Here is a 22,006-nt window from a genome sequence, read left to right as displayed (position 1 = left end):
TGAGCATGATGCAAGATCAGTCCAGACGCGCCTTCCTGAAGCGCAGCGCGCTGCTCGGCCTGGCCGGGACTGCCACCCCCTTCGTCTCCAGCCTGGCCGCGATCGGCGAGGCGGCGGCGGCCACCGCGTCCGACTATAAGGCGCTGGTGTGCGTGTTCCTCTATGGCGGCAACGACTATGCCAACACGTTGGTCCCGTATGATGAGGGCAGCTTTGCCGCCTATCGCGCGGCGCGCGCCAATATCGGCTATCAGCGCGACGTGCTGGGGGGGACCGTGCTGAACCCGACGGTCGCCCTGCCCGATGGCCGCGCCTATGCGCTGTCGCCGAGCATGCCGGAGATGAGCCAGTTGTTCGCCGCCGGAAAGATGGCGGTCGCGCTGAACGTCGGCACGCTGGTCGAACCGACGACCAAGAGCCAGTATCAGCGCCGCACCGTGCAACTGCCGCCCAAGCTGTTCAGCCACAATGATCAGCAGAGCTTCTTCCAGGCGTCCAGCCCGGAGGGTGCGGGCAGCGGCTGGGGCGGGCGGATCGGCGACGTGTTCCAGAACGGCAACGGCAATGCCGCGCTGACCTGCATCAACACCAGCGGCAATGCGGTGTACCTGACCGGGCGCAACGCCATCCAATATTCGGTCGGCACCGGCGGCCCGATCGCCCTGCTGAACAGCAGCCGCACGCTGTACGGATCGTCGACCGCCCTCGACACGCTGCGCGCGCTGATGACGACCGAGACCGGCCTTGCGATGGCCAACGAACATGCACGGATCAGCAAGCGGTCGCTCGACATCCAGGCCCAGTTGAGCAGCGCGCTGGCCGGGGCGCCCACCACCAATTTCCCGCTCTTCCCCTCGAACAACACGCTCGCCGACCAGCTGAAGATGGTCGCGCGGATGATCGCGGTGAACCAGACGCTGGGGCTGAAGCGGCAGGTGTTCTTCGTGTCGATGGGCGGGTTCGACCTGCACGACAATCTGGTCGCGCAGCATCCGGGGCTGCTCGCCAAGATATCCTCGGCGATGAAGGCCTTTTACGACACCACCGCCGCGATGGGGGTCGCCAACCAGGTGACCAGCTTTACCGCATCGGACTTCGGCCGCACGCTCCAGTCGAACGACGACGGGTCGGACCATGGCTGGGGCGGCATGCACTTCATCGTCGGCGGCGCGGTGAAAGGGCAGCGTTTCTATGGCAAAGCGCCGATCGTCGGCACCAACACCAATGACGATGTCGGTCAGGGCCGCCTGATCCCCACCATGTCGGTCGACCAATATGCCGCGACCCTGGCCAGCTGGTTCGGGATCGATTCGGGCGGCTTGCGCACCGTGCTGCCCAATATCGGCAACTATGACTCCTCGACCTGGAATCAGGGGTTCATGGGATAGGCCGAGCGCCTTGTGACAATATAACATATTGATTTGAGGCAATTCTCCGATCATCGCCAATCGGAAAACTTAACCCTTGGATCGTCTGGCACCGGACCGCGCGGCCCCCATATGGGCGGCCGCGCCCGTCCGGTCGCGATACAGATTCCAGAGGAGCTTCCATGCCCACTCCCGCCAAGGGTTATGCCGCCCAGTCGGCCGAAACCCCGCTCGCCCCCTTTTCCTTCGAGCGTCGCGACCCGCAGGGCGACGATGTCGCGATCGACATCCTCTATTGCGGCGTCTGCCATTCCGACCTGCACACCGCGCGCGGCGAATGGGCGGGCACCCAATATCCGTGCGTGCCGGGACATGAGATCGTCGGCCGCGTGACCGCCGTCGGCGGCGACGTGACCCAGTACAAGGTGGGCGATCTGGTCGGCGTCGGCTGCATGGTCGACAGCTGCGGCCACTGCCCGTCCTGCCATGACGGCGAAGAACAATATTGCGAGACGACCGGCTTCGTCGGCACCTATAACGGCCCCGATTCCGTGCTGGGCGGCCATACCTTTGGCGGCTATTCCGACCATATCGTGGTCAAGCAAGGCTTCGTCCTGAAGATCAACCATGACGAGGCCGATCTGGCCGCCGTCGCGCCGCTGCTCTGCGCGGGCATAACCACCTATTCGCCGCTGCGCCACTGGAAGGTCGGGCCGGGCCAGAAGGTCGGCATCGTCGGTCTGGGCGGCCTTGGTCATATGGGCGTGAAGATCGCCGCCGCCATGGGGGCCGAGGTCTATGTCTTCTCGACCTCGCCCAACAAGGCCGAGGATGCCAAGCGGCTGGGCGCCAAGGGCCTGATCGTGTCGAAGGACGAGGCGCAGATGGCGGAACATGCCAACAGCTTCGACTTCATCCTGAACACGGTGGCCGCGCCGCACATCCTCGACGCGTTCCTGATGCTGCTGAAGCGCGACGGCACGATGACGCTGGTCGGCGTGCCCGATTCGCCGCACCCCTCGCCCTCGGTCGGCAACCTCGTCTTCCGCCGCCGTTCGCTGGCGGGCTCGCTGATCGGCGGCATCGCCGAGACGCAGGAGATGCTCGATTTCTGTCATCAGCATGGCCTGACCGCCGACATCGAGATGATCGCGATGGACGAGGTCAACACCGCCTATGACCGGATGCAGAAGAGCGATGTGAAGTATCGCTTCGTCATCGACATGGCGACGTTGAAGGGTTGAGTCTGGTTTAGGCCCTTCCCTCAATGCTTGGCACGCCCCTCCCGTAAACGGGAGGGGATGGGGGAGGGAACGCCACGGGCGTCGGTCTCGGTGAGACTCCCTGCCCTCCCCCCATCCCCCTTCCGCTTGCGGGAGGGGGTGCGCGTTTGGCGAGCGGTAGTATCCGTTCCAAGACACCCGCTTCGATTGCCCCCCTTCCCCCCAAGCCCTATATGCGGGGCTCCCATGTCCAGCATTCCCTCCTCCGTCTTCGTTCCCGCCGACTGGCGCGACTTCCTGGCCCTGACCAAGCCGCGGGTGATGACGCTGGTGGTGTTCACCGGCCTGTGCGGGATGCTGGCGGCCCCTGTCGGCGTCGATCCGGTCATCGGCTTCACCGCCATATTGTGCATCGCGCTGGGCGCGGGCGCGGCGGGGGCGCTGAACCAATGGTATGAGGCGGACCTCGACGCGCTGATGAAGCGCACCGCCAAGCGGCCGCTGCCCGCCGGGCGCATGACCCGCGAATCGGCGTTGCACTTCGGCGTGGGGCTTGCCTGTTTCTCGGTTCTGCTGATGGGGCTGGCGGTCAATTATGTCGCCGCCGGAATCCTGACCGTCTCGATCCTGTTCTATGTGCTGGTCTACACCGTCTGGCTGAAACGGCGGACGCCGCAGAATATCGTCATCGGCGGGGCGGCGGGCGCGTTTCCGCCGTTGATCGGCTGGGCCGCCGCGACGGGCGAAGTCGCGCTCCTCCCCTTCCTGCTGTTCAGCCTGGTCTTCCTGTGGACGCCGCCGCATTTCTGGGCGCTGGCCCTCTTCGTGAAGACCGATTACGCCAATGCGGGCGTGCCGATGCTGCCCGTGGTGGCGGGCGAGCGGGTGACGCGCGCGCAGATCGGCCTCTACACCATTCCGATGGCGATCGCCGCCGTCGCGCCCTGGCCGCTGGGGCTGACGGGATCGATCTATGGCGTGATCGCGACCGCCGGAACCGCGCTGTTCGCCGCCTATGCCGCGATCGTCGCCTTCCGCCATACCGGGCCCGAGGATTCGATGAAGCCCGAGAAGCGGCTGTTCAAATATTCGATTCTCTATCTTTTCCTTCTCTTTGGCGCGCTGGTGGTGGATCGTTGGGCATGACGCCTGACGATTCGAATCGGATTCGCGCCAAGCAGCGCGCCCGCGCCACCGCCATGGCCCTGCTGCTCGGCTTTCTGGTGGTGCTGATCTTCTTCATCACCCTGTCGAAAATCCGGTCGGGCATGCACTGATGCGACTGACGCGCCAGGGTCGGACGGTTGCGCTGGCGATCTTCGGCGTGGTGTTCATGACCGGCCTCGCCTTTGCCAGCGTGCCGCTCTACCGCATGTTCTGCCAGGTGACGGGTTATCAGGGCACGACCCAGCGGGGCAGTCAGGCCCCCGGCAGCGTCCACCGCCAGATCACCGTCAATTTCGACGCCAACGTCTCCTCGCGCCTCGCCTGGACCTTCAAGCCCGAGAACCCGCACGAGACCGTCGATATCGGCGCGCGCGACATGGTGTTCTTCACCGCCACCAACAATGCGAAAGTGCCGGTCACCGGCACCGCGACGTTCAACGTCACCCCCGATCAGGCGGGGCGCTATTTCACCAAGATCCAATGCTTCTGCTTCACCCAGCAGACGCTGAAACCCGGTGAGACGGCGCGGATGCCGGTCATCTTCTTCATCGACCCGAAGATCCTGAACGATCCCGACGCGCGCGACATCGAGACCATCACCCTGTCCTACACATTTTACCCGGTGGATTCGGCGAAGAAAGCGGGTTAGCCTGTCCCCAAAATAGCAAAAACATAGGGACGGGATCATGGCTGGCGCGAAGAACCACGACTATCATATCCTGCCGCCGAGCCCCTGGCCGCTGGCCAGTTCGATGTCGGCGCTGCTGATGGCCTCCGGCGCGATCATGTGGATGCACAGCGTGCAGGGCGGCGGCTGGGCGTTCCTGGCGGGCCTGGCGGCGGTGCTGTTCTGCATGGGCAGCTGGTGGGCGGACGTGGTGCGCGAGGCGCATCATGGCGACCATACCCCCGTCGTGCAGCTGCATTTCCGATACGGCATGATCCTATTCATCGCATCGGAAGTGATGTTCTTCGTCGGCTGGTTCTGGGCCTTTTTCGACTTCGCGCTGTTCCCGACCGCGATGAGCTTCGTCGACGGACAGGTCGAGCGCGCGACCGAGGGCGCCGCCGCCATCGCCGCGACCTGGCCGCCCAAGGGGCTGGAGGTGATCGATGCCTTCAAGCTGCCGCTTCTCAACACGCTGATCCTGCTGACCAGCGGCACCACCGTCACCTGGGCGCATCATGCGCTGATCCACGACCAGCGCGGTGGCGAGAAGCGCGGCCTGTGGGGTGCGCTGGGCGTGGGCGACCGCGACGGCGTGCTCAAGGGCCTGTGGCTGACCGTGATCCTGGGCCTGATCTTCAGCGCGATCCAGGCCTATGAATACATGCACGCGCCCTTCCCGTTCAAGGGCATCAACTATGGCGCGGCCTTCTTCATGGCGACCGGCTTCCATGGTTTCCACGTCATCGTCGGCACCATCTTCCTGATCGTCTGCCTGATCCGCGCCTATCGCGGCGACTTCACGCCCCGCCAGCATTTCGGGTTCGAGGCGGCGGCCTGGTACTGGCATTTCGTCGACGTGGTGTGGCTGTTCCTGTTCGTCACCATCTATGTCTGGGGTGGTTGGGGCGCGCCGGTTCATAGTGGCTGAGTTTACGCCTCCGACCATCGCGCAGGCGGCATTTCAGGGGCTGTGTCCGCGTTGCGGCCAGCCCCATTTGTTTGCAGGGCCGGTCTTCTCGACGAAGGTGACGACCTTTGCCGATGCATGCGCCGCGTGCGGGCTGGACTTCACCCGGTTCAATGTCGGCGACGGCCCCGCCGCGTTCCTGACGCTGATCTTGGGCACGATCATCACCATTGCGGCCATCACCGTCGAGCTGACCCTGCATCCGCCGCTGTGGCTGCAAATGGCGATCTGGCTGCCGCTGACCGCGATCGGCGTGGTCTATAGCTTGCGCATCGCCAAGGGTGCGCTGATGGCGGCCGAATATCGCAACGAGGCGCGTGAGGGGGCCGTGGTTCGCCCCGAAGACGACGAAGACGCCCGAGACGGGGAATCATGAAGCGCCTGCCCGTCCTGCCCACGCTGATCGTCGGTCTGGCGGTCGCGGCAATGATCGCGCTGGGCCTGTGGCAGTTGCTGGACCGGCTGCCGAAAAAGGAAGCCTATCTGGCGCAGCTCGCCGCCAATCCGGCGCGCCCCGTCATCGCCTTTCCGCTGTTCCCGGACGACAGCCTGCTCTTCCGCCGCACGGTCGCCGATTGCCGCCCGCCGCTCGCCATCCGCCGCGCAGGCGCCGGGGCGGCGGGATTTCGCCTGATCGCCACCTGTTCGGTGCCGCAGGGATCGCTGCAGGTGCAACTGGGCACGACCCATGATCCGCGCGCGGTGAGCCATTGGCCGGGCGGTCGTGTGAGCGGCTATGTCTCCCATGCGCCCGACAGCCGGTCGTTGCTCCAGTCGGCCTTCGACCATCGGCCGCAGGACATGCTGCTGGTCGCCGACACCCCCGCCCCCGGCCTCGACGCGAACCCCCGCCCGGGGATCGACGGGATACCCAACAACCATCTCGCCTATGCGCTGCAATGGTTCCTGTTTGCCGCCATCGCCGCAATTATCTATGTTTTGGCGGTCGCCCGGCGCAATCGAATGGTTGTGGTACGCAACGCACCCCGTTAAGCCGCAGCGCATCATGCGCTATCACAGTACCCGTGGCTCCGCCCCCGTCCTCGATTTCCGGGGTGCGACCCTGGCCGGTCTCGCCAGCGATGGCGGGCTCTACGTGCCCGAGACCTGGCCGACCCTGTCTCCGCAAGACATCGAGGGGCTGGCGGGCCTGTCCTATGCGCAGACCGCCGCAAAGATCATGGCGCCGTTCATCGGCGACAGCCTGACCGCAGAGGAACTCCAGGGCCTGTGCGACGCCGCCTATGGTCGTTTCTCGCACGCGGCCGTCACGCCCTTGGTCCAGCTCGACCATGACCAGTGGCTGCTGGAGCTGTTCCACGGCCCCACGCTGGCGTTCAAGGACGTCGCGCTCCAGATGCTGGGCCTGCTGTTCGAGCGGTTCCTGCGCGGCACCGACACCCGCCTGACCATCGTCGGCGCGACCAGCGGCGACACCGGATCGGCCGCGATCGATGCGGTCGCGGGGCGCGCCAATATCGACATCTTCATGCTGCACCCGGCAGGCCGCGTGACCGAGATCCAGCGCCGCCAGATGACGACGGTGCTCGCCCCCAACGTCCACAACATCGCGATCGAGGGCAATTTCGACGACGCCCAGGCGCTGGTGAAGGCCATGTTCAACGACCGCGCCTTTGCCGACCGCCACACCCTGTCGGCGGTCAATTCGATCAACTGGGCGCGGTTGATGGCGCAGGTCGTCTATTATTTCTACACCGCCGTCCGGCTGGGCGCGCCGGGCAAGCGCATCGCCTTCTCGGTGCCGACGGGCAATTTCGGCGACGTGTTTGCCGGTTATGTGGCCGCGCGCATGGGCCTGCCGATCGAGCGGCTGATCGTCGCGACCAACGTCAACGACATCCTCCACCGCGCGCTATCGTCGGGCGACTATTCCAAGGGGCAGGTCCAGGCGACCGCCACCCCTTCGATGGACATCCAGGTCAGCTCGAATTTCGAGCGGCTGCTGTTCGACGCCAATGGCCGCGACGGCGCCGCGCTGGCCGCGCAGATGAAGGGCTTTGAGGGTACGGGCGCGATGCGGCTGACCAATGCGCAGAGCCAGAATATCGCCCCGCTCTTCACCAGCGCGCGCGTGGACGCCGATGACATGAGCCGCGCGATGCGCTGGGCGGCGGACGAGGCCGGGCAGATTCTCGACCCGCATACCGGCATCGCCCTGTCCGCCGCGCGCAAGAGCGGGCTGGACGTGCCGGTGGTGACGCTGGCCACCGCGCACCCGGCCAAGTTCACCGATGCGGTCGAGCGCGCGACCGGCAGCCGCCCCGCGCTGCCCCGCCGCGTCGGCGACCTGTTCGAGCGCGAGGAACGCTATACCACCCTGCCCGCCACCTTCAACGCGGTGACGGCCTTTATCGACGGGCATGGTTTGCGCTAACGCACTCCCATGAAACTCGAAACGATGATCGGCGAGCCCTGGGCGGATTACGGGCTCGTCGACTCCGGCCATGGCCGCAAGCTGGAACGCTATGGCCGGTTCCGCTTCATCCGCCCCGAACCGCAGGCGATGTGGGCCCCCGCGACCACCGACTGGCGCGCGGCGGCCGAGTTCGTGCCCGGATCGGACGAGGATGGCGGCGGCCGCTGGAACTTCAACGAACCGGTCCCGCGCGACGGCTGGCCGCTCAAGTGGAACGAGGTTCGCTTCACCGCGCAGAACACGCCGTTCCGCCATCTGGGCTTCTTCCCCGACATGGCGCCGGTGTGGAGCTGGATGCGCGAGCAGGTCGACGGGATGGCCGAGCCCGAATGCATGAACCTGTTCGGCTATACCGGCGTCGGCACGCTGGCGATGGCGAGCGCGGGCGCCAAGATGGTCCATGTCGACGCCTCGAAGAAATCGGTCGAGGCGGCACGCGGCAATGCGATGCTGTCGGGTCTGGGCGATGCGCCGGTCCGCTGGATCATCGACGACGCCGCCAAGTTCGTCGCGCGCGAGGTGCGGCGCGCCCGGCGCTATGACGGCATCCTGCTCGACCCGCCGAAGTACGGACGCGGGCCGGAGGGCGAGGTCTGGCGGTTGGAAGAGGACCTGCCCGGCCTGATCGCCAATTGCCGCCAGCTGCTGGACGCCGATTCGCGCTTCCTGTTCCTGACCGTTTATGCGGTGCGCATGTCGGCGATGGCGATCGGCGAGATGATGCGCCAGGTGATGGCCGATCTTCCCGGCAAGGTGGAATGCGGCGAACTCGGCGTGCGCGAGGAAGCCCGCGGCCTGACCCTGCCCACCGCCATCTGGGCGCGGTGGAGCCGATAAGCAAAAACCTCCGTTCAGCCTGAGCGAAGTCGAAGGCCGCGCCAGATCATAGCGGCGGGGCGTGTGCTTCGACTTCGCTCAGCATGAACGGGGCGGGGGGTTACGGGGCAGCGACCTCAATCAACGCGACCTCATAGGCCGCCACCGCCCCGCCCGCCTCGAACCGCCGCGCGATCCGCCGCATCGCGCCCGGCGGAATGGGGCGGTGTCCCTCACGCGGTGTCCCCGCCCCGATCGCCCGGAGCGCGCGCATGAAGTCCGCCGCCGATCGATGCCGCTGCTCGAACCGCCGGGTCTCGACCGGCCAGCCCAGCGCCTCGACCGGGGGATAGACCGGACTCCCCGCCTCATGACCCTCCGCCCGGTGCGCCTCATGCCACGCTGCGAAGGTCCCTTCGACCAGCGTCGTCACCAGCATCCGCCCGCCCGGCGCCAGCAACCCGGCCAGCCGCCGCAAGCCCGCCTCCAGATCGCCGAACCATTGCACCGCCAGGCTGCTGACGATCAGGTCGAACGGCGCCTCGCCCGGCAGATCGGGATACTCGCCGTCCATCACTCGGCCGCGCACACCCGGATGCTTGGCAAGGCCCCGCGCCAGCATGGCGGGCGCGATGTCGGTCATCAGCCAGTCGGGATTCACCAATCGCGGCAAGGTCGCAGCCGTCAGAAAGCCGGTCCCGCACCCCACTTCCAGCACGCGCGGGGCGGGTGGTGCCATCGCGACGATCCGTTCGGCCAGCCAGTCGGCGACCTGCCGCTGCACCACCGCATGCGCGTCATAAGCCGAGGCCGCGTCGAAGGCCCGCGCGATCGCTTTCGATTCGGCCATCACCTCAATCACGCACCGATCGGATCGCCGCCGCCGCGATCCACGGCGCGCCCGCCACCAGCATCAGCGACACCGCCGCCAGCAGCTTCGGCGCACCCATGTCACCGCTCCCCGCGCCGAAGATCAGCAGCGGCAGCGCAAGCGGCAGCAGGAGCAGCCCGGCCAGCCCGCCCGCGCCGCGCAATCCGGCGGTCAGCGCCCCCGTCGCCACGGCCAGCGCCGCCAGCCCGGGCGTGCCGAGCAGCAACCCCGCCTCGACCCGCACCAGCGCCGCCGTCTCCAGTCCGAACAGCCCGGCCGCGACCAGCGCCGCCAGCATCAGCGGCGGCGCAAAGGCCAGCCAGTGGGCGACGATGCGCAGCGCCATCACCAGCGGCAGTGACAGGCCGAGGACGCGAATCTGGTCGAACCACCCCGATTCGACATCGGGCGCGACCAGCCGCTCGACCGGCAGCAGCGCGGCCAGCAGCGCCGCGACCCAGATCGCCCCCGCGCCGACACGCATCAGCACCGCCCGGTCCGGCCCGATCGCAAAGGGGAACAACACCACCGCCAGCAGGAAGAAGCCACACACCAGCCCCGCCCCGCCCCCGGCATAGCCGCGCCGCACGTCGCGCGCGATCAGGGTCGCCACAAGGGTCATGGCCGTGGTCATGCCGGGGCGTACCCGTCCAGCGCGAGTGTCCGCGCGTCCGTCAACGCCAGCGGCTGGTGCGTGGTCAGCAGCACCGCGCCGCCCCCCGCACGGTGATCCGCGATGGCCCGCTCCAGCATCGCGACACCCGCGACGTCCAGCCCATTGCCCGGCTCGTCGAGCAGCCAGAGCGGGGCCTGCGCCGCCAGTACCCGTGCCAGCCCCGCACGCCGCCGCTGCCCGGTCGAGAGCAGACGCACCGGCACATCGGCGAGCTTGCCCAGCCCGACCGTATCGAGCGCCGCGGCAACCCGCCGATCCGCCGCCGCCAGCCCGTCGAGCCGCGCCCAGAAGGACAGCGCCTCCCCCAGCCGCCGCTCCGTATCGAGCGCGAGATCCTCGGTCGCCAGGGCGATCCGCCCCGACCGGGTGACACGCCCCTCGAACGGCGCGATCAATCCGGCGGCGAGACGCAGCAGGCTCGACTTGCCGATGCCGTTGGGGCCAGTGACGACCACCGCCTCGCCCGCGCCCAAGGCCAGCGACAGTTGCGTGAAGAGCAGCCGCCCGCCGCGTGCGCAGGCAACCTGATGCAACTCCAGGATCACGTCACGGCGTCTTCCAGCGCGTGCATGTCGTCGTCGGACAGGCCGAAATGATGGCCGATCTCATGGATCGTCACATGCGCGACCAGATCGTCGAGGCGCACGCCCGTCTCGACCCATTCGTCCAGGATCGCGCGACGATACAGATGGATGCGGTCGGGCAGCGCCCCTGAATCCATGCTGCTTTTCTCGCCCACCGGCCGCCCATGATACAGGCCGGTCAGGTCCAGCGGATGGTCGAGGCCCAGCGCGGCCAGCGTCTCGTCATCGGCGAATTCCTCGACGATCAGGACGACATCGCCCAGATGCGCGGCGAATGCGGCGGGCAGGCGCGCGATCATATCCCGCGCGATCCGCTCGATCACCTCGGGACCCGGTGCTTCACCAATCGCGTCTTGCCCGCCCATGGCCGCCGTCTTACCGCTGTGCCGGTCAAAAGAACAAGATACGCCAAGGGGACGATCATGGTGGAACGGCTGAGCGAGCTGGACCGGGACGAGGCGCTGGACGGCCTGACCGAATGGGACTGGGACGAATCGCGTGATGCGATCAGCCGCCGTTTCGTGTTTGCCGACTTCAACGAGGCGTTCGGCTTCATGACCCGCGTCGCCCTTCTGGCGGAAAAGGCGGATCATCATCCCGAATGGTCCAATGTCTGGAACCGGGTCGATATCGTGCTGACCACCCATGACGCAGGGGGGCTGTCGGCGCGCGACATCGACATGGCCGAGGCGATCGACGCTTTGGTGGAGTAACCCCTCAATCCTCCCCATCTCCGATGGGGAGGGGGACCGCGGCCGAAGGCCGTGGTGGAGGGGCGATGCCGGACGCCTTCGGTGATCGGTGATGGCGCGGCCCTGCCCCTCCACCATCGCTTGCGCGATGGTCCCCCTCCCCAAGCTGTGCTTGGGGAGGATTTAGGTTCAGCCGACCGTCTGTTCGATCGCGCCGAAGATCGGATGGTGGCGGTCGTCCTCCATCCAGATGCGCACCGTGTCGCCCTTCTTCAGGAACGGCGTCACCGCCTCGCCGCCGCGGATCGTCTCGATCATGCGCAGCTCGGCCAGGCAGCTATAGCCGACGCCGCCCTCCGCCACCGGCTTGCCCGGGCCGCCGTCCGAATCGCGGTTGGATACGGTGCCCGACCCGATGATCGTCCCCGCCCCCAGCGCGCGGGTCTTGGCGGCATGGGCGACCAACGTGCCGAAATCGAAGGTCATGTCCTGCCCCGCATCCGCCCGACCGAAGGGCTGGCCGTTCAGGTCAACCTTCAGCACGCGGTGCAGCTTGCCGTCCTGCCACCAGTCGCCCAGCGACTCCGGCGTCACGAAGACGGGAGAGAAGGCTGAGGCGGGCTTGGACTGGAAGAAGCCGAAGCCCTTGGCCAGCTCGCCGGGGATCAGCCCGCGCAACGACACGTCGTTGGTCAGCCCGACCAGCCGGATCGCCGCCAGCGCCTCTTCGCGGCTTGCGCCTAGGGCCACGTCGCCGGTGACGACGACGACCTCGCCCTCCAGGTCGCAGCCCCAGCTTTCATCGGCCAGCGGAATGGCATCGCGCGGCCCCAGAAACCCGTCCGAGCCGCCCTGATACATTAGCGGGTCATGCCAGAAGCTCTCGGGCAGTTCCGCCCCGCGCGCCTGGCGGACGAGCGCGACGTGATTCACATAGGCCGATCCGTCCGCCCATTGATAGGCGCGCGGTAAGGGCGAGGCGGCGTCATGCTCGTGGAAGCGCGCACGCGGGATCGCCTCATGATCCAGGTCGATCGCCAGATTGGCGAGCGCGGGCGCATGCGTCTCCCAATCGTCGAGCGCGGCCTGAAGCGTCGGCACGATATGCCCCGCATCCGCATACCAGGCGAGGTCGCTCGACACGACGACCAGCTTGCCGTCACGACCGTTCTTCAGACTGGCGAGTTTCATGCAGGACTCCTCTTCGCTAACTGGTATCAGATGTAACCATCCGTCCGCGCTTGTCACGCATTGCGGTGGCGATCCTGCCCGAAACTTGACTTTTGGCAATGGCCAGCGCACATGCCCGCCCGTCGAGGCGTCCACTCGCAGCGTGAACGGACCATCTGGTCCCGGCTCCGCCCCGACCCTGTCTTCAGGCTTCCCTTGTCACGCGGGGTGTCATCAACCCCGGCCCGCGCTTGCGGCCTGTCGTGACTCGCGCGCCATGATCGAAAGTAATTCCATGTCCTTTTCCGAACTCGGCCTCGCCGAGCCGCTCGTCCGTGCGCTCGAAGCCAAGGGCTATTCCGAACCCACGCCCATTCAGCGCGACTCGATCCCGACGCTGCTGGAAGGCCGCGACCTGCTCGGCATCGCGCAGACCGGCACCGGCAAGACGGCGGCCTTCGTCCTCCCCTCGATCCAGCGTCTGGTCGAGGCGAACAAGCGCGTCCTGCCGACCCATTGCCGGATGCTCGTCCTTGCGCCGACGCGCGAACTGGCCAGCCAGATCGCCGAAAATGCCAAGGGCTATGCCAAGTTTTCCAAGCTGGCGGTCGCGACCGTCTTCGGCGGGACCAGCCTGAACAAGAACCGCCAGGACCTGTCGCGCGGCGTCGACATCCTGGTCGCCACGCCGGGCCGCCTGATCGACCTCGTCGAGCAGGGCTTCCTGAACCTGTCGATGATCGAGATCCTGGTGCTCGACGAAGCCGACCAGATGCTCGACCTGGGCTTCATCCACGCGCTGCGCCGCATCGTGAAGATGATCCCGCGCAAGCGTCAGACCCTGTTCTTCTCGGCCACCATGCCCGCCGCGATCCGCGACCTGGCCGACAAGTTCCTCGACAATCCGGCGACCGTCACCGTGACCCCGGTGTCGACCACCGCCGAGCGCGTCGACCAGTCGGTGACCTTCGTCACGCAACAGGAAAAGCAGGCGCTGCTGACCATCCTGCTCGCCGATCCCGCGATCGAGCTGGCGCTGGTCTTCACCCGCACCAAGCATGGCGCCGACCGCGTCGTGAAGCTGCTGGCAGGCAACGGCATCGCCGCCAATGCGATCCACGGCAACAAGAGTCAGGGCCAGCGCGAGCGTGCGCTGGGAGAGTTCCGCTCAGGCCAGACCCGCGTGCTGGTGGCGACCGACATCGCCGCGCGCGGCATCGACATTCCGGGCGTCAGCCACGTCTTCAATTTCGAGCTGCCCAACGTCGCGGAACAATATGTCCACCGCATCGGCCGCACCGCGCGCGCCGGTCGTTCGGGCATGGCCATCGCCTTCTGCGCCGAGGATGAGCGTCCATATCTGAAGGATATCGAGAAGCTGACGCGGCAGAAGATCACCGTCGTGCCGCTTCCCGCCGACTTCGTGAAGCGCGCCGAGACGATCAAGTCGCAGCGCGTGAAGGCGATCGGCGCCGACCCCGCGCCGCGCGTCGACCGTCCGCGTGACCCGGCCCGCCCGCGCGCCACGCATCATCCGCGTGCGACCGACTCGCGGGCGCCGCAGGGCCGCCAGCCGCGTCGTCGCGGCGGCGGTGGTGGTGCCGGTGGTCCGGGCGGCGGTCGCGGTCGTGGCGGCCAGGGTCGCCCCGGCGGCGGCGGTGCCGGTCGCGGCGCGCAGGGCTAAACCCCTTCTTAAGCCCCTCCCGCAAGCGGGAGGGGTTTGGGGAGGGCAAGGGGTCTCACCGAGACCAACGCCTGCGGCTTACCCTCCCCATCCCCTCCCGTTTACGGGAGGGGCGTGCCCAGCCGCAGATGCTGGCACCATTCTCCCCTCTCCCGCGTTGAACGCGTAACGATCCCGCGCATCAGGAGAGGTTGCCATGGATATTGCCCACACCCCCGCCGCCGAACGCATCGCACGCGTGCTGTGCGGTCAGCGGTTGAGCGCCAATGCCAAGGGCGACTCCGAATCCGCCGCCAAGCTGGTCGACGCGCAGTGGCGCGATCATATGGCCGATGCACTGGCCGTGCTGCGCACACTGCGCGAACCCGATCAGGCGATGGCCGATGCGGGCGATCCGGCGATCTGGGAAAAGATGGTGCTGGTCGCGGTCGAGGCCGCCAAGCCGCCCAAGGTCACGCTCTAGCCCATAGTCCTCCCCATCTCCGATGGGGAGGGGGACCGCCGGGCGCCAGCCCGGTGGTGGTGGGGCAAGGCCATGCGGCCTGCTCCATCACCTAAGACGGAAGCGACGGCCCCTGCCCCTCCACCACTCGGCTATCGCCGAGCGGTCCCCCTCCCCAAGCGAGCTTGGGGAGGAATAGGGTTACACCGTCACCTGCTCGCCCAGTTCCAGCACCTTGCCCGGCGGAATCCGCAGGAACTCGGTTGGGTCGCTGGCATTGCGCTGCAGAAACATGAACAGCCGGTCCTGCCACAGCGGCATGCCTTTCTCCGCCTCGGGCTTCAGCGTGTTGCGGCCGATGAAGAAGCTGGTCTTCATCGGGTCCAGCCCGGTCGTCCTGTTCTCGATGCCCAGATCGCGCGGCAGGTCGCGCGGCACGTCCGGGGTCTCCATGAAGCCATAGGTCAGCGTGACGGTCGCGAAATTATCGTCCAGCCGCTCGACATGGGCGCGGCGCTCGGCGGGCACATAGGGGCGGTCGGCGGTGCGGATCGTCATCACCAGGTTCTGCGCATGCAGCACCTTGTTATGCTTCAGATTGTGGAGCAGCGCGCCCGGTGCCGAGGCGGGGTTGGCGGTCAGGAACACCGCCGTGCCCGGCACCCGCTCCGGCGGGCGCTTGGCCAGCGCGGCGGCCAGATCGGCGAGCGGGATCGCCTGGCGCTTCTCGAAGGCCGACACGATCCCGCGCCCGCGCACCCAGGTATAGATGACAAGGCCAACGCCCGCCCCGACCAGCAGCGGCACCCAGCCCCCTTCGATCACGCGCAGGATATTGGCGCCGAAAAAGACCAGGTCGAGCGTCAGGAACGGCAGGATCGCCGCCAGCGCGAGCGCCCGCGACCAGCCCCAGCGGTGGCGCACGACCAGATAGGCCAGGCAGGTCGTCACGACCATCGTGCCCGTCACCGCGATGCCATAGGCGGCGGCCATGGCCGAGGACGTCTTGAACTGGATCACCAGCACCAGCACGCCGAACAGCAACAGCCAGTTGATCGCGGGCAGATAGATCTGGCCCTGGAAATCGGCCGAGGTCTGACGCACCCGCAGCCGGGGCAGGAAGCCGAGCTGGATCGCCTGTTGCGTCAGCGAAAAGGCGCCGGTGATGACCGCCTGCGCCGCGATGACCGTCGCCAGCCCCGCCAGCACGATCAGCGCCGGGCGAAGCGGTTCGGGCGCCATCAGGAAGAACCAGTCCTGATTGGTGAAGGGCTTGCCGCTCGCCGCCGCCTGCTCGAGCGTGGAAAGGGCGAAAGCCCCCTGCCCCAGATAGTTGAGCGCCAGCGCGGGCAGGACCAGCGAGAACCAGCCGATGCGGATCGGCAGCCGACCGAAATGCCCCATATCGGCGGTCAGCGCCTCGGCCCCGGTGACGGTCAGGAACACCGCGCCCAGCACGAACAGCCCGACGACTCCGTGGTTGGCCAGGAAGCCGACGCCATAACCCGGCCACACGACCCGCGCGATCGAGGGTTCGTCGGCAATATGCCAGATGCCCAGCCCGCCGATGACGAGGAACCAGAGGATACAGATCGGCCCGAACAGCTTCGACACCTGTGCCGTGCCGCGCGACTGGATGAAGAACAGCCCGACCAGGATGACGATCGTGCACATGCGGATCACGGCCTCGTCGAAGATCGACGCGGCGGCGGGAATGGTGCGCAGGCCCTCCATCGCGGACAGCACGGACAGGGCGGGCGTGATGATCGCATCGCCATAGAAGAGCGACGCCCCCGCCGCGCCCAGCACCAGCGCGATGCGCGAACGCGCACCCGCCGCCCGGCGGGCCAGCGCGGCGAGCGCCAGCACCCCGCCCTCGCCCTGGTTGTCGGCGCGCATCAGGAAGACGACATATTTGATCGTCACGACCAGGATTAGCGACCAGAGCGCGAGGCTGAGCACACCCAGAATCTCGCCCGGGTCGATGCCGTCGCCCGCCGATTGCGCCAGCGCCTCGCGAAAGGCGTAGAGGGGGCTGGTGCCGATATCGCCGAACACGACGCCGATCGCGCCGATGGTCAGTGCCACCAGCGCGGGGTGGCGTTGCACGCCCGCGTCACCCGTGTCGGTCGATGGCGCCGAATGGCCCGTCATCTCGCCCCTCATGTCGGTTGCCGTCCCCGTCATGCCCACCGGAACCCCCTGTGCCAAAAGGACGGCGCGCTTTACGCTTATGCGCGCCTGACGCAAGGGCTTTCGGCGACCGTTTGCAAACCCTTGATATTGCCAGGCGTCAAGCGCATGGGCGTGAAATGGTTCCCTTTTCGTTCGGCGGTCATGCTTTCCAGGCGCTGGCCGATGGCGCACTCTACTGGCCTGCGCGGGGGGCGTTGCTGGTCGCCGATCTCCATCTGGAAAAGGCAAGCTGGTATGCGGGCGGCGGACAGATGCTGCCGCCCTACGACTCGCTGGCGACGCTCAGCGAACTGACCGCGATCGTCACGCGGACGGGGGCGCGGGAGGTCTGGTGCCTGGGCGACAGTTTCCATGACGTGGATGGCTGCGACCGGCTGCTGCCGGAGGCGCGGGCCATGCTGCTGGCGCTGACCGGCTCGACCGCCTGGACATGGATCACCGGCAACCACGATCCGGTGATGCGCGATCGCTGCGGCGGCGCGGTGACCGAGGAGGCGGCGGTCGACGGCCTCGTCCTACGCCACGAAGCCGATCCGGCCGAGACACGCCCCGAACTGTCGGGGCATTTCCACCCCAAGCTTCGCTTACGGGTGCGCGGCAAGCTGGTCGCGCGGCGCTGCTTCGTGGGCACGGCGAACAAGCTGATCCTGCCCGCCTTCGGCGCGCTGACCGGCGGGCTGGACGTGGACCACCCCGCCCTGCGCCAGGCCGTCGGCCGCCCCGCCGAAGCTCTGGTGCCGGTGCGCGACCGGATGCTGCGCTTTCCCGTCGCGGCCTAACCCCAATTCCTCCCCTGCAAGGGGAGGTGGCAGGCCGAAGGCCTGACGGAGGGGTGTCCCACTTGATGAGGTTCGGTTGCTCAAACAACCGGTGACACCCCTCCACCAGCTTCGCTGGTCCCCCTCCCCTTGCAGGGGAGGAATGGGCTCGGCCCTAACGCCCCTCCGGCGGCTCGCGCTCCAGGACCCAATCCTGGCTGACGACGATGATCGAGCGCACCGGCCGCCCGTCGGCATCGCGTGACGGGTCGTAGCGATAGCGTTTCTCGATCAGGCTGCACGTCGTCTCGTCCAGTGCGCGATTGCCGCTGCTGCGGGTCACGACGCAGCCGCTGACCCGGCCATCGACATTGACGAAATAGCGCACCGTCACGCTACCGCTCACCCCCGCCTCGGCGGCTTCGCGGGGATAGTCGGAGTCCTTGATGCGCCCCTTGATCCGGCGCGGCGGGGTTTCGTCGCCATAACCGTCGCCGTCGCCCGACCCGCCGCTGCCCGTGCCATTGCCGATCCCGCCCGCACCGGTGCCGGGACCGGGCTTGTCCGAGGCCCCCTGGCTGGCCTGCGAGCCGGTGCCCGCGACCGGCGCGGCGATCACCGGCGAGACGGGCGGCAGCACGACCACCGGCGGCGGTGCGACCACCTGCGTCGCCTGCGACCGGAGATTGGGCGGCGCGGCGGCACCACGCGGGCGGTGGGTCTGGACCCGCTTGGGCTGGATGCGCGGCGGCGGAGGCGGTGCGGGCGGGCGCACGTCGAAACTGTCCAGCGCCTCGGCCGGGATCGGCAGGGTCGGCGCAAAGCCCAGCCCGACGATCAGCGCATAGCCCATCCCCCCCGCGATCAGCGCCGTGGGAATGGCTGCGCGCAGACGGTCGCGCCAATCGGGCCGGGTCAGCGTCATGGGGGACAGGTGGGAAGGCCCGCCCCCGCCCGCAAGCCGCTTAACCCCCTGTCCCCCGCCCCGCGTCCGTGCCACAGGACCGTCATGCAACCCCGATCCGCGCCACAAGGAGCCCGCGCATGACCGAATCCGATATCCTGATCGTCGGATCGGGCGCGGCCGGGCTGACCGCCGCGCTGAACCTGGCCGACCGTTTCAAGGTCACGGTTCTGGCCAAGGGCAAGATGAACGAGGGCTCGACCGCCTGGGCGCAGGGGGGCATCGCCGCCGTCCTCGAACCCGGCGACACGTTCGACAGCCATATCGAGGATACGATGGTCGCGGGCGCCGGGCTGAACGACCGCGCCACCGTCGAGTTCGTCGTCGAGAACGCCCCTGCCGCGATCGCGCGGCTCCAGAAGTTGGGCGTGCCCTTCGCGACCGAGGGCAATATGCTGCACCTGACGCGCGAGGGCGGGCATTCGCATCGCCGCATAGTGCATGTGGCGGACGCGACCGGCTGGGCGGTGCTCGACGCGCTGCTGAAGGCGGCGGACGCGCATCCCAATATCACCATGGTCCCCGATCAGGTCGCCATCGACCTGGCAACCAGCCGCCACGAGATGCGCTATTCGGGGGCGGGCCATGTCTGGGGCATCTATGCCGTCGACCGGCGGACCGGCCGCGTGGTGCTGCACAAGGCGCGCGCGACGATCTTGGCCACGGGTGGCGCAGGGAGAACCTATCAATTCTCGACCGCGCCCAAGGGGGCGACCGGCGACGGCATCGCCATGGCGTGGCGGGCGGGGGCGCGTGTCTCCAACATGGAGTTCATGCAGTTCCACCCGACCTGCCTCTACAACACCCAGGTCAAGAATTTCCTGATTACCGAGGCGGTTCGCGGCGAGGGCGGACACCTGAAGATCCCCGAGACCGGGCATCGCTTCATGCCCGATTTCGATGCCCGTGCCGAACTGGCGCCGCGCGACATCGTGGCGCGCGCGATCGACCATGAGATCAAGCGGCTGGGCCTGGACTATGTCCATCTCGACATCAGCCACCAGCCGCCCGCCTTTGTCCGCGAGCATTTCCCCAACATCCACGAAAAGCTGCTTTCGCTCGGCATCGATATGACGGTGCAGCCGATCCCGGTCGTCCCCGCCCAGCATTACACCTGTGGCGGCGTCATCGTGGACCGCGACGGGCGAACCGACCTGCCCGGTCTCTATGCGGCGGGCGAGGTCACCCAGTCCGGCCTGCACGGCGCGAACCGGCTGGCCTCCAACTCGCTGCTCGAATGCTTCGTCTATGGCGAGGCATGCGCCAACCATATTGCGCAGCATTGGGACGATCTGCCCCCACCACCCGCCATCCGCCCCTGGGACGAAAGCCGAGTCACCGATTCGGACGAAGAGGTGGTCATCAAGCAGAACTGGACCGAGATCCGCCGCTTCATGTGGAATTATGTCGGCATCGTGCGCACCACCAAGCGGCTGGAACGCGCACAGCATCGCATCCGCATGCTGACCGACGAGGTGAACGACTATTACGGCCATTTCCGCGTCACGCCCGACCTGATCGAGCTGCGCAACCTGCTCCAGACGGCGGAACTGATCGTTCGGTGCGCCCTCCATCGCAAGGAGAGCCGGGGGCTGCACTATACGCTCGATTATCCCGAGACGCTGGACGAGGCGGTGGACACCATCCTGATTCCGTGAGGCAAGCCCTCTCGATAGCGGGGACACCCCTCCGACGCGCTTCGCGCGCCACCTCCCCTTGCAGGGGAGCAATTTAAAATGTTTCGCGTCTTGTCGTGCGCGTGCGGCCTTTCGTCGCAAGCCCCGGACACGGGGATTTCCCCCACCCGGTCAACACGTAAGGATACCCCTGTGTTGCGGGGTATTGCGGTGACGAAGCGAGTATCGAGCGGCGGGCTGCGTTCATGGCCTGCCGGGTTTCTTCTCTTGGGGCTCGCAGGCTGTGGGGCGGATTCACGCCCCGGCGCGACGTCCCATGCTCCCAGCGTGCCCGATCCCCAGGTGTCGGTATCGATGCCGCTCCCCCCGCCCCGCCCCAGCCGCGCGCCCGCTGCGCCTGCCGAGCTGGTGTCGACGATCAACCGCCTCTCCGCGTCGTTCGCGGGCAAGAAGGGCATTGCCGTGCGCGCCGTCGATGACGGCTGGACCGTCGAGGTCGGCGGGCGCCAGCGCCTGCCGCAGCAATCCGTCTCCAAGCTGTGGGTTGCGATCACGCTACTCGACCTTCGGGACCGGGGCCGGGCGCGGCTGGACGAGCCGATCGTCGTGCGACGCGAGGACCTGACCGTCTTCCACCAGCCGATCGCGATGCTGGTCAAGGGCGACGGCTATCACACCACGGTCGGCGAGTTGCTGAACCGCGCGCTGACGATGAGCGACAATACCGCGAACGACCGGCTGCTGACCTATGTCGGCGGACCGCAGGCGGTGCGCGCGATGATCGCCGCCAAGCGGCTGGGCGATATTCGCTTCGGCCCGGGCGAGCGGCTGCTCCAGGCGAAGACGGCGGGTCTGACGTGGCAGCCCGCCTTCGCGGCGGCAGGCGCGTTCCAGGCGGCGCGCAACCGGCTCGATCCGGCGGCACGCAAGGCCGCGCTCGACGCCTATGTCAGCGATCCGCCCGACGGCGCCGCGCCCATCGCCATCGCCGACGCGCTCGCCCGGCTGGCGCGCGGCGAGTTGTTGTCCGAGACCTCGACCCGTATCCTGATCGACACAATGGAGGCTTCGCGCACCGGCCATGCCCGCCTGCGCGCCGCCGTGCCCAGCGGCTGGCAGATCGCGCACAAGACCGGCACCGGCCAGGATCTGGGCCGCCGCAATGCAGGCTTCAACGATGTCGGCCTGCTGACCGCCCCCGACGGCCGCCGCTTCGCGATTGCCGTGATGATCGGCGACACGACCGAGGATATTCGCAAGCGGCAACAGCTGATCCAGAATGTCGCGGCGGCGGTGGCCAATGCGGCGGGGCCGCCGAGGGGGCCGGTGGCGGTGGCGAACTGATTGCGTACAACTGTCGCAAGATGACTGGCGTTTCCCAACCTCTGACCGATTATATCCAATGGTCATCAGTGCGATAATTGAATGTCTTTGTCGAACCGGAAGAAGCAGCACGCAATCTTTGCGCAGCAATAAGGATTTTGAACAAGCAATCCCGCTAAATTACTATTATTTTGAACAAAATAACTCGATCTTGAATCACCCCTCCCCTTTAGGGGAGGGGCCGGGGGTGGGGCCTTTCCGCAGGCGCAACGCTGATGGAGAGGCCCCACCCCAACCCCTCCCCTGAAGGGGAGGGGCTTGTTTTGGTCAGTGCGCCGTCATCACCTGCAAAGCTGCGTTTC

General features: G+C 67.5%; 23 protein-coding genes. 16 read left to right on the top strand and 7 right to left on the bottom strand.

Features of this window, described 5'->3' with window-relative positions; genetic code table 11:
* The first annotated feature begins 5 nt into the window (after window positions 1-5).
* The 10 genes from ACWKSV_RS13890 to ACWKSV_RS13845 all read left to right on the top strand — a co-directional run bounded on the left by ACWKSV_RS13890 (window position 6) and on the right by ACWKSV_RS13845 (window position 8,668).
* On the top strand, window positions 6-1,388 hold the full coding sequence (locus tag ACWKSV_RS13890; RefSeq protein ID WP_335695361.1) for a DUF1501 domain-containing protein: 1,383 nt from the start codon (window positions 6-8) through the stop codon (window positions 1,386-1,388).
* 161 nt (window positions 1,389-1,549) lie between these two features.
* Window positions 1,550-2,611: an NAD(P)-dependent alcohol dehydrogenase gene (locus ACWKSV_RS13885; protein ID WP_191864835.1), complete on the top strand. Its 1,062-nt coding sequence runs from the start codon at window positions 1,550-1,552 to the stop codon at window positions 2,609-2,611.
* A 225-nt stretch (window positions 2,612-2,836) separates the two neighbouring features.
* Window positions 2,837-3,736, top strand: a complete 900-nt coding sequence (locus tag ACWKSV_RS13880; protein ID WP_076714430.1) for a heme o synthase — start codon at window positions 2,837-2,839, stop codon at window positions 3,734-3,736.
* On the top strand, window positions 3,733-3,867 hold the full coding sequence (locus tag ACWKSV_RS13875) for a cytochrome c oxidase system small membrane protein (RefSeq protein ID WP_257575300.1): 135 nt from the start codon (window positions 3,733-3,735) through the stop codon (window positions 3,865-3,867). Before ACWKSV_RS13880 ends, ACWKSV_RS13875 begins: the two co-directional genes overlap by 4 nt.
* Complete coding sequence (locus ACWKSV_RS13870) at window positions 3,867-4,406, top strand: cytochrome c oxidase assembly protein (RefSeq protein ID WP_076714428.1); 540 nt, start codon at window positions 3,867-3,869, stop codon at window positions 4,404-4,406. Before ACWKSV_RS13875 ends, ACWKSV_RS13870 begins: the two co-directional genes overlap by 1 nt.
* 37 nt (window positions 4,407-4,443) lie before the next feature.
* Window positions 4,444-5,355, top strand: coding sequence for a cytochrome c oxidase subunit 3 (locus ACWKSV_RS13865; RefSeq protein WP_076714426.1), 912 nt, complete (start codon window positions 4,444-4,446; stop codon window positions 5,353-5,355).
* Complete coding sequence (locus ACWKSV_RS13860) at window positions 5,345-5,770, top strand: DUF983 domain-containing protein (RefSeq protein WP_443025840.1); 426 nt, start codon at window positions 5,345-5,347, stop codon at window positions 5,768-5,770. The genes ACWKSV_RS13865 and ACWKSV_RS13860 overlap by 11 nt, the downstream gene beginning before the upstream one ends.
* Window positions 5,767-6,387, top strand: a complete 621-nt coding sequence (locus ACWKSV_RS13855) for an SURF1 family cytochrome oxidase biogenesis protein (RefSeq protein WP_076714422.1) — start codon at window positions 5,767-5,769, stop codon at window positions 6,385-6,387. The genes ACWKSV_RS13860 and ACWKSV_RS13855 overlap by 4 nt, the downstream gene beginning before the upstream one ends.
* A 13-nt stretch (window positions 6,388-6,400) precedes the next feature.
* Window positions 6,401-7,789 carry a threonine synthase gene (thrC, locus tag ACWKSV_RS13850; protein WP_076714420.1) on the top strand — a complete coding sequence of 463 codons (1,389 nt, stop codon included), beginning with the start codon at window positions 6,401-6,403 and terminating at the stop codon, window positions 7,787-7,789.
* Window positions 7,790-7,798: 9 nt separating this feature from the next.
* Window positions 7,799-8,668, top strand: a complete 870-nt coding sequence (locus ACWKSV_RS13845) for a class I SAM-dependent methyltransferase (protein WP_076714418.1) — start codon at window positions 7,799-7,801, stop codon at window positions 8,666-8,668.
* Between the two features lie 100 nt (window positions 8,669-8,768).
* Here the strand turns inward: ACWKSV_RS13845 and ACWKSV_RS13840 are convergent, their stop codons facing one another.
* Genes ACWKSV_RS13840 through ACWKSV_RS13825 form a run of 4 tightly spaced genes read right to left on the bottom strand, consistent with a single transcriptional unit; the run spans window position 8,769 to window position 11,143 of the window.
* On the bottom strand, window positions 8,769-9,497 hold the full coding sequence (locus tag ACWKSV_RS13840) for a methyltransferase (RefSeq protein ID WP_076714416.1): 729 nt from the start codon (window positions 9,495-9,497) through the stop codon (window positions 8,769-8,771).
* A 4-nt stretch (window positions 9,498-9,501) separates the two neighbouring features.
* On the bottom strand, window positions 9,502-10,140 hold the full coding sequence (locus ACWKSV_RS13835) for a heme exporter protein CcmB (protein WP_076714414.1): 639 nt from the start codon (window positions 10,138-10,140) through the stop codon (window positions 9,502-9,504).
* Window positions 10,141-10,148: 8 nt separating this feature from the next.
* Window positions 10,149-10,739, bottom strand: coding sequence for a heme ABC exporter ATP-binding protein CcmA (gene ccmA, locus ACWKSV_RS13830; protein ID WP_076714412.1), 591 nt, complete (start codon window positions 10,737-10,739; stop codon window positions 10,149-10,151).
* Complete coding sequence (locus ACWKSV_RS13825) at window positions 10,736-11,143, bottom strand: metallopeptidase family protein (RefSeq protein WP_076714410.1); 408 nt, start codon at window positions 11,141-11,143, stop codon at window positions 10,736-10,738. Before ACWKSV_RS13825 ends, ccmA begins: the two co-directional genes overlap by 4 nt.
* A gap of 57 nt (window positions 11,144-11,200) precedes the next feature.
* On the opposite strand from ACWKSV_RS13825, the gene ACWKSV_RS13820 reads away from it, so the two are divergent.
* Window positions 11,201-11,491, top strand: coding sequence for a 4a-hydroxytetrahydrobiopterin dehydratase (locus ACWKSV_RS13820; RefSeq protein WP_058746286.1), 291 nt, complete (start codon window positions 11,201-11,203; stop codon window positions 11,489-11,491).
* A 168-nt stretch (window positions 11,492-11,659) separates the two neighbouring features.
* On the opposite strand, the gene ACWKSV_RS13815 is transcribed toward ACWKSV_RS13820, so the two are convergent.
* A complete protein-coding gene (locus tag ACWKSV_RS13815) occupies window positions 11,660-12,661 on the bottom strand; it encodes a fumarylacetoacetate hydrolase family protein (RefSeq protein WP_076714407.1) in 1,002 nt (333 codons plus the stop codon).
* Between the two features lie 274 nt (window positions 12,662-12,935).
* On the opposite strand from ACWKSV_RS13815, the gene ACWKSV_RS13810 reads away from it, so the two are divergent.
* Window positions 12,936-14,324 carry a DEAD/DEAH box helicase gene (locus ACWKSV_RS13810; RefSeq protein WP_076717806.1) on the top strand — a complete coding sequence of 463 codons (1,389 nt, stop codon included), beginning with the start codon at window positions 12,936-12,938 and terminating at the stop codon, window positions 14,322-14,324.
* A 196-nt stretch (window positions 14,325-14,520) separates the two neighbouring features.
* The gene (locus ACWKSV_RS13805) at window positions 14,521-14,787 is read left to right on the top strand and encodes a hypothetical protein (RefSeq protein WP_056438666.1); all 267 of its coding nucleotides are present in this window, start codon (window positions 14,521-14,523) and stop codon (window positions 14,785-14,787) included.
* 180 nt (window positions 14,788-14,967) lie between these two features.
* Here the strand turns inward: ACWKSV_RS13805 and ACWKSV_RS13800 are convergent, their stop codons facing one another.
* Window positions 14,968-16,920 carry a potassium transporter Kup gene (locus ACWKSV_RS13800; RefSeq protein WP_191864837.1) on the bottom strand — a complete coding sequence of 651 codons (1,953 nt, stop codon included), beginning with the start codon at window positions 16,918-16,920 and terminating at the stop codon, window positions 14,968-14,970.
* 158 nt (window positions 16,921-17,078) lie between these two features.
* Here ACWKSV_RS13800 and pdeM point away from each other — a divergent pair, with 158 nt between their 5' ends.
* Window positions 17,079-17,741 (top strand): ligase-associated DNA damage response endonuclease PdeM, encoded by a 663-nt coding sequence (pdeM, locus tag ACWKSV_RS13795; protein WP_076714403.1) that lies wholly within the window; start codon window positions 17,079-17,081, stop codon window positions 17,739-17,741.
* Between the two features lie 154 nt (window positions 17,742-17,895).
* Here the strand turns inward: pdeM and ACWKSV_RS13790 are convergent, their stop codons facing one another.
* Window positions 17,896-18,645 carry an energy transducer TonB gene (locus tag ACWKSV_RS13790; protein WP_076714401.1) on the bottom strand — a complete coding sequence of 250 codons (750 nt, stop codon included), beginning with the start codon at window positions 18,643-18,645 and terminating at the stop codon, window positions 17,896-17,898.
* Window positions 18,646-18,764: 119 nt separating this feature from the next.
* Here ACWKSV_RS13790 and nadB point away from each other — a divergent pair, with 119 nt between their 5' ends.
* Window positions 18,765-20,342, top strand: coding sequence for an L-aspartate oxidase (nadB, locus tag ACWKSV_RS13785; protein WP_076714399.1), 1,578 nt, complete (start codon window positions 18,765-18,767; stop codon window positions 20,340-20,342).
* A 183-nt stretch (window positions 20,343-20,525) separates the two neighbouring features.
* Window positions 20,526-21,665 (top strand): serine hydrolase, encoded by a 1,140-nt coding sequence (locus ACWKSV_RS13780; protein WP_443026381.1) that lies wholly within the window; start codon window positions 20,526-20,528, stop codon window positions 21,663-21,665.
* Window positions 21,666-22,006: the final 341 nt, after the last annotated feature.

The sequence above is a fragment of the Sphingomonas sp. SphC10 genome (assembly GCF_057004845.1).
Note: the sequence above shows the minus strand (reverse complement) of the source record. Positions and strands in the feature narration are given on the sequence as shown.

Coding starts and splice junctions, on each gene's coding strand:
- ACWKSV_RS13890 (WP_335695361.1), top strand. CDS start 6: ATGATGCAAGATCAGTCCAGACGCGCCTTCCTGAAGCGCAGCGCGCTG.
- ACWKSV_RS13885 (WP_191864835.1), top strand. CDS start 1,550: ATGCCCACTCCCGCCAAGGGTTATGCCGCCCAGTCGGCCGAAACCCCG.
- ACWKSV_RS13880 (WP_076714430.1), top strand. CDS start 2,837: ATGTCCAGCATTCCCTCCTCCGTCTTCGTTCCCGCCGACTGGCGCGAC.
- ACWKSV_RS13875 (WP_257575300.1), top strand. CDS start 3,733: ATGACGCCTGACGATTCGAATCGGATTCGCGCCAAGCAGCGCGCCCGC.
- ACWKSV_RS13870 (WP_076714428.1), top strand. CDS start 3,867: ATGCGACTGACGCGCCAGGGTCGGACGGTTGCGCTGGCGATCTTCGGC.
- ACWKSV_RS13865 (WP_076714426.1), top strand. CDS start 4,444: ATGGCTGGCGCGAAGAACCACGACTATCATATCCTGCCGCCGAGCCCC.
- ACWKSV_RS13855 (WP_076714422.1), top strand. CDS start 5,767: ATGAAGCGCCTGCCCGTCCTGCCCACGCTGATCGTCGGTCTGGCGGTC.
- thrC (WP_076714420.1), top strand. CDS start 6,401: ATGCGCTATCACAGTACCCGTGGCTCCGCCCCCGTCCTCGATTTCCGG.
- ACWKSV_RS13845 (WP_076714418.1), top strand. CDS start 7,799: ATGAAACTCGAAACGATGATCGGCGAGCCCTGGGCGGATTACGGGCTC.
- ACWKSV_RS13840 (WP_076714416.1), bottom strand. CDS start 9,497: ATGGCCGAATCGAAAGCGATCGCGCGGGCCTTCGACGCGGCCTCGGCT.
- ACWKSV_RS13835 (WP_076714414.1), bottom strand. CDS start 10,140: ATGACCCTTGTGGCGACCCTGATCGCGCGCGACGTGCGGCGCGGCTAT.
- ACWKSV_RS13825 (WP_076714410.1), bottom strand. CDS start 11,143: ATGGGCGGGCAAGACGCGATTGGTGAAGCACCGGGTCCCGAGGTGATC.
- ACWKSV_RS13820 (WP_058746286.1), top strand. CDS start 11,201: ATGGTGGAACGGCTGAGCGAGCTGGACCGGGACGAGGCGCTGGACGGC.
- ACWKSV_RS13815 (WP_076714407.1), bottom strand. CDS start 12,661: ATGAAACTCGCCAGTCTGAAGAACGGTCGTGACGGCAAGCTGGTCGTC.
- ACWKSV_RS13810 (WP_076717806.1), top strand. CDS start 12,936: ATGTCCTTTTCCGAACTCGGCCTCGCCGAGCCGCTCGTCCGTGCGCTC.
- ACWKSV_RS13805 (WP_056438666.1), top strand. CDS start 14,521: ATGGATATTGCCCACACCCCCGCCGCCGAACGCATCGCACGCGTGCTG.
- ACWKSV_RS13800 (WP_191864837.1), bottom strand. CDS start 16,920: ATGACGGGCCATTCGGCGCCATCGACCGACACGGGTGACGCGGGCGTG.
- pdeM (WP_076714403.1), top strand. CDS start 17,079: ATGGTTCCCTTTTCGTTCGGCGGTCATGCTTTCCAGGCGCTGGCCGAT.
- ACWKSV_RS13790 (WP_076714401.1), bottom strand. CDS start 18,645: ATGACGCTGACCCGGCCCGATTGGCGCGACCGTCTGCGCGCAGCCATT.
- nadB (WP_076714399.1), top strand. CDS start 18,765: ATGACCGAATCCGATATCCTGATCGTCGGATCGGGCGCGGCCGGGCTG.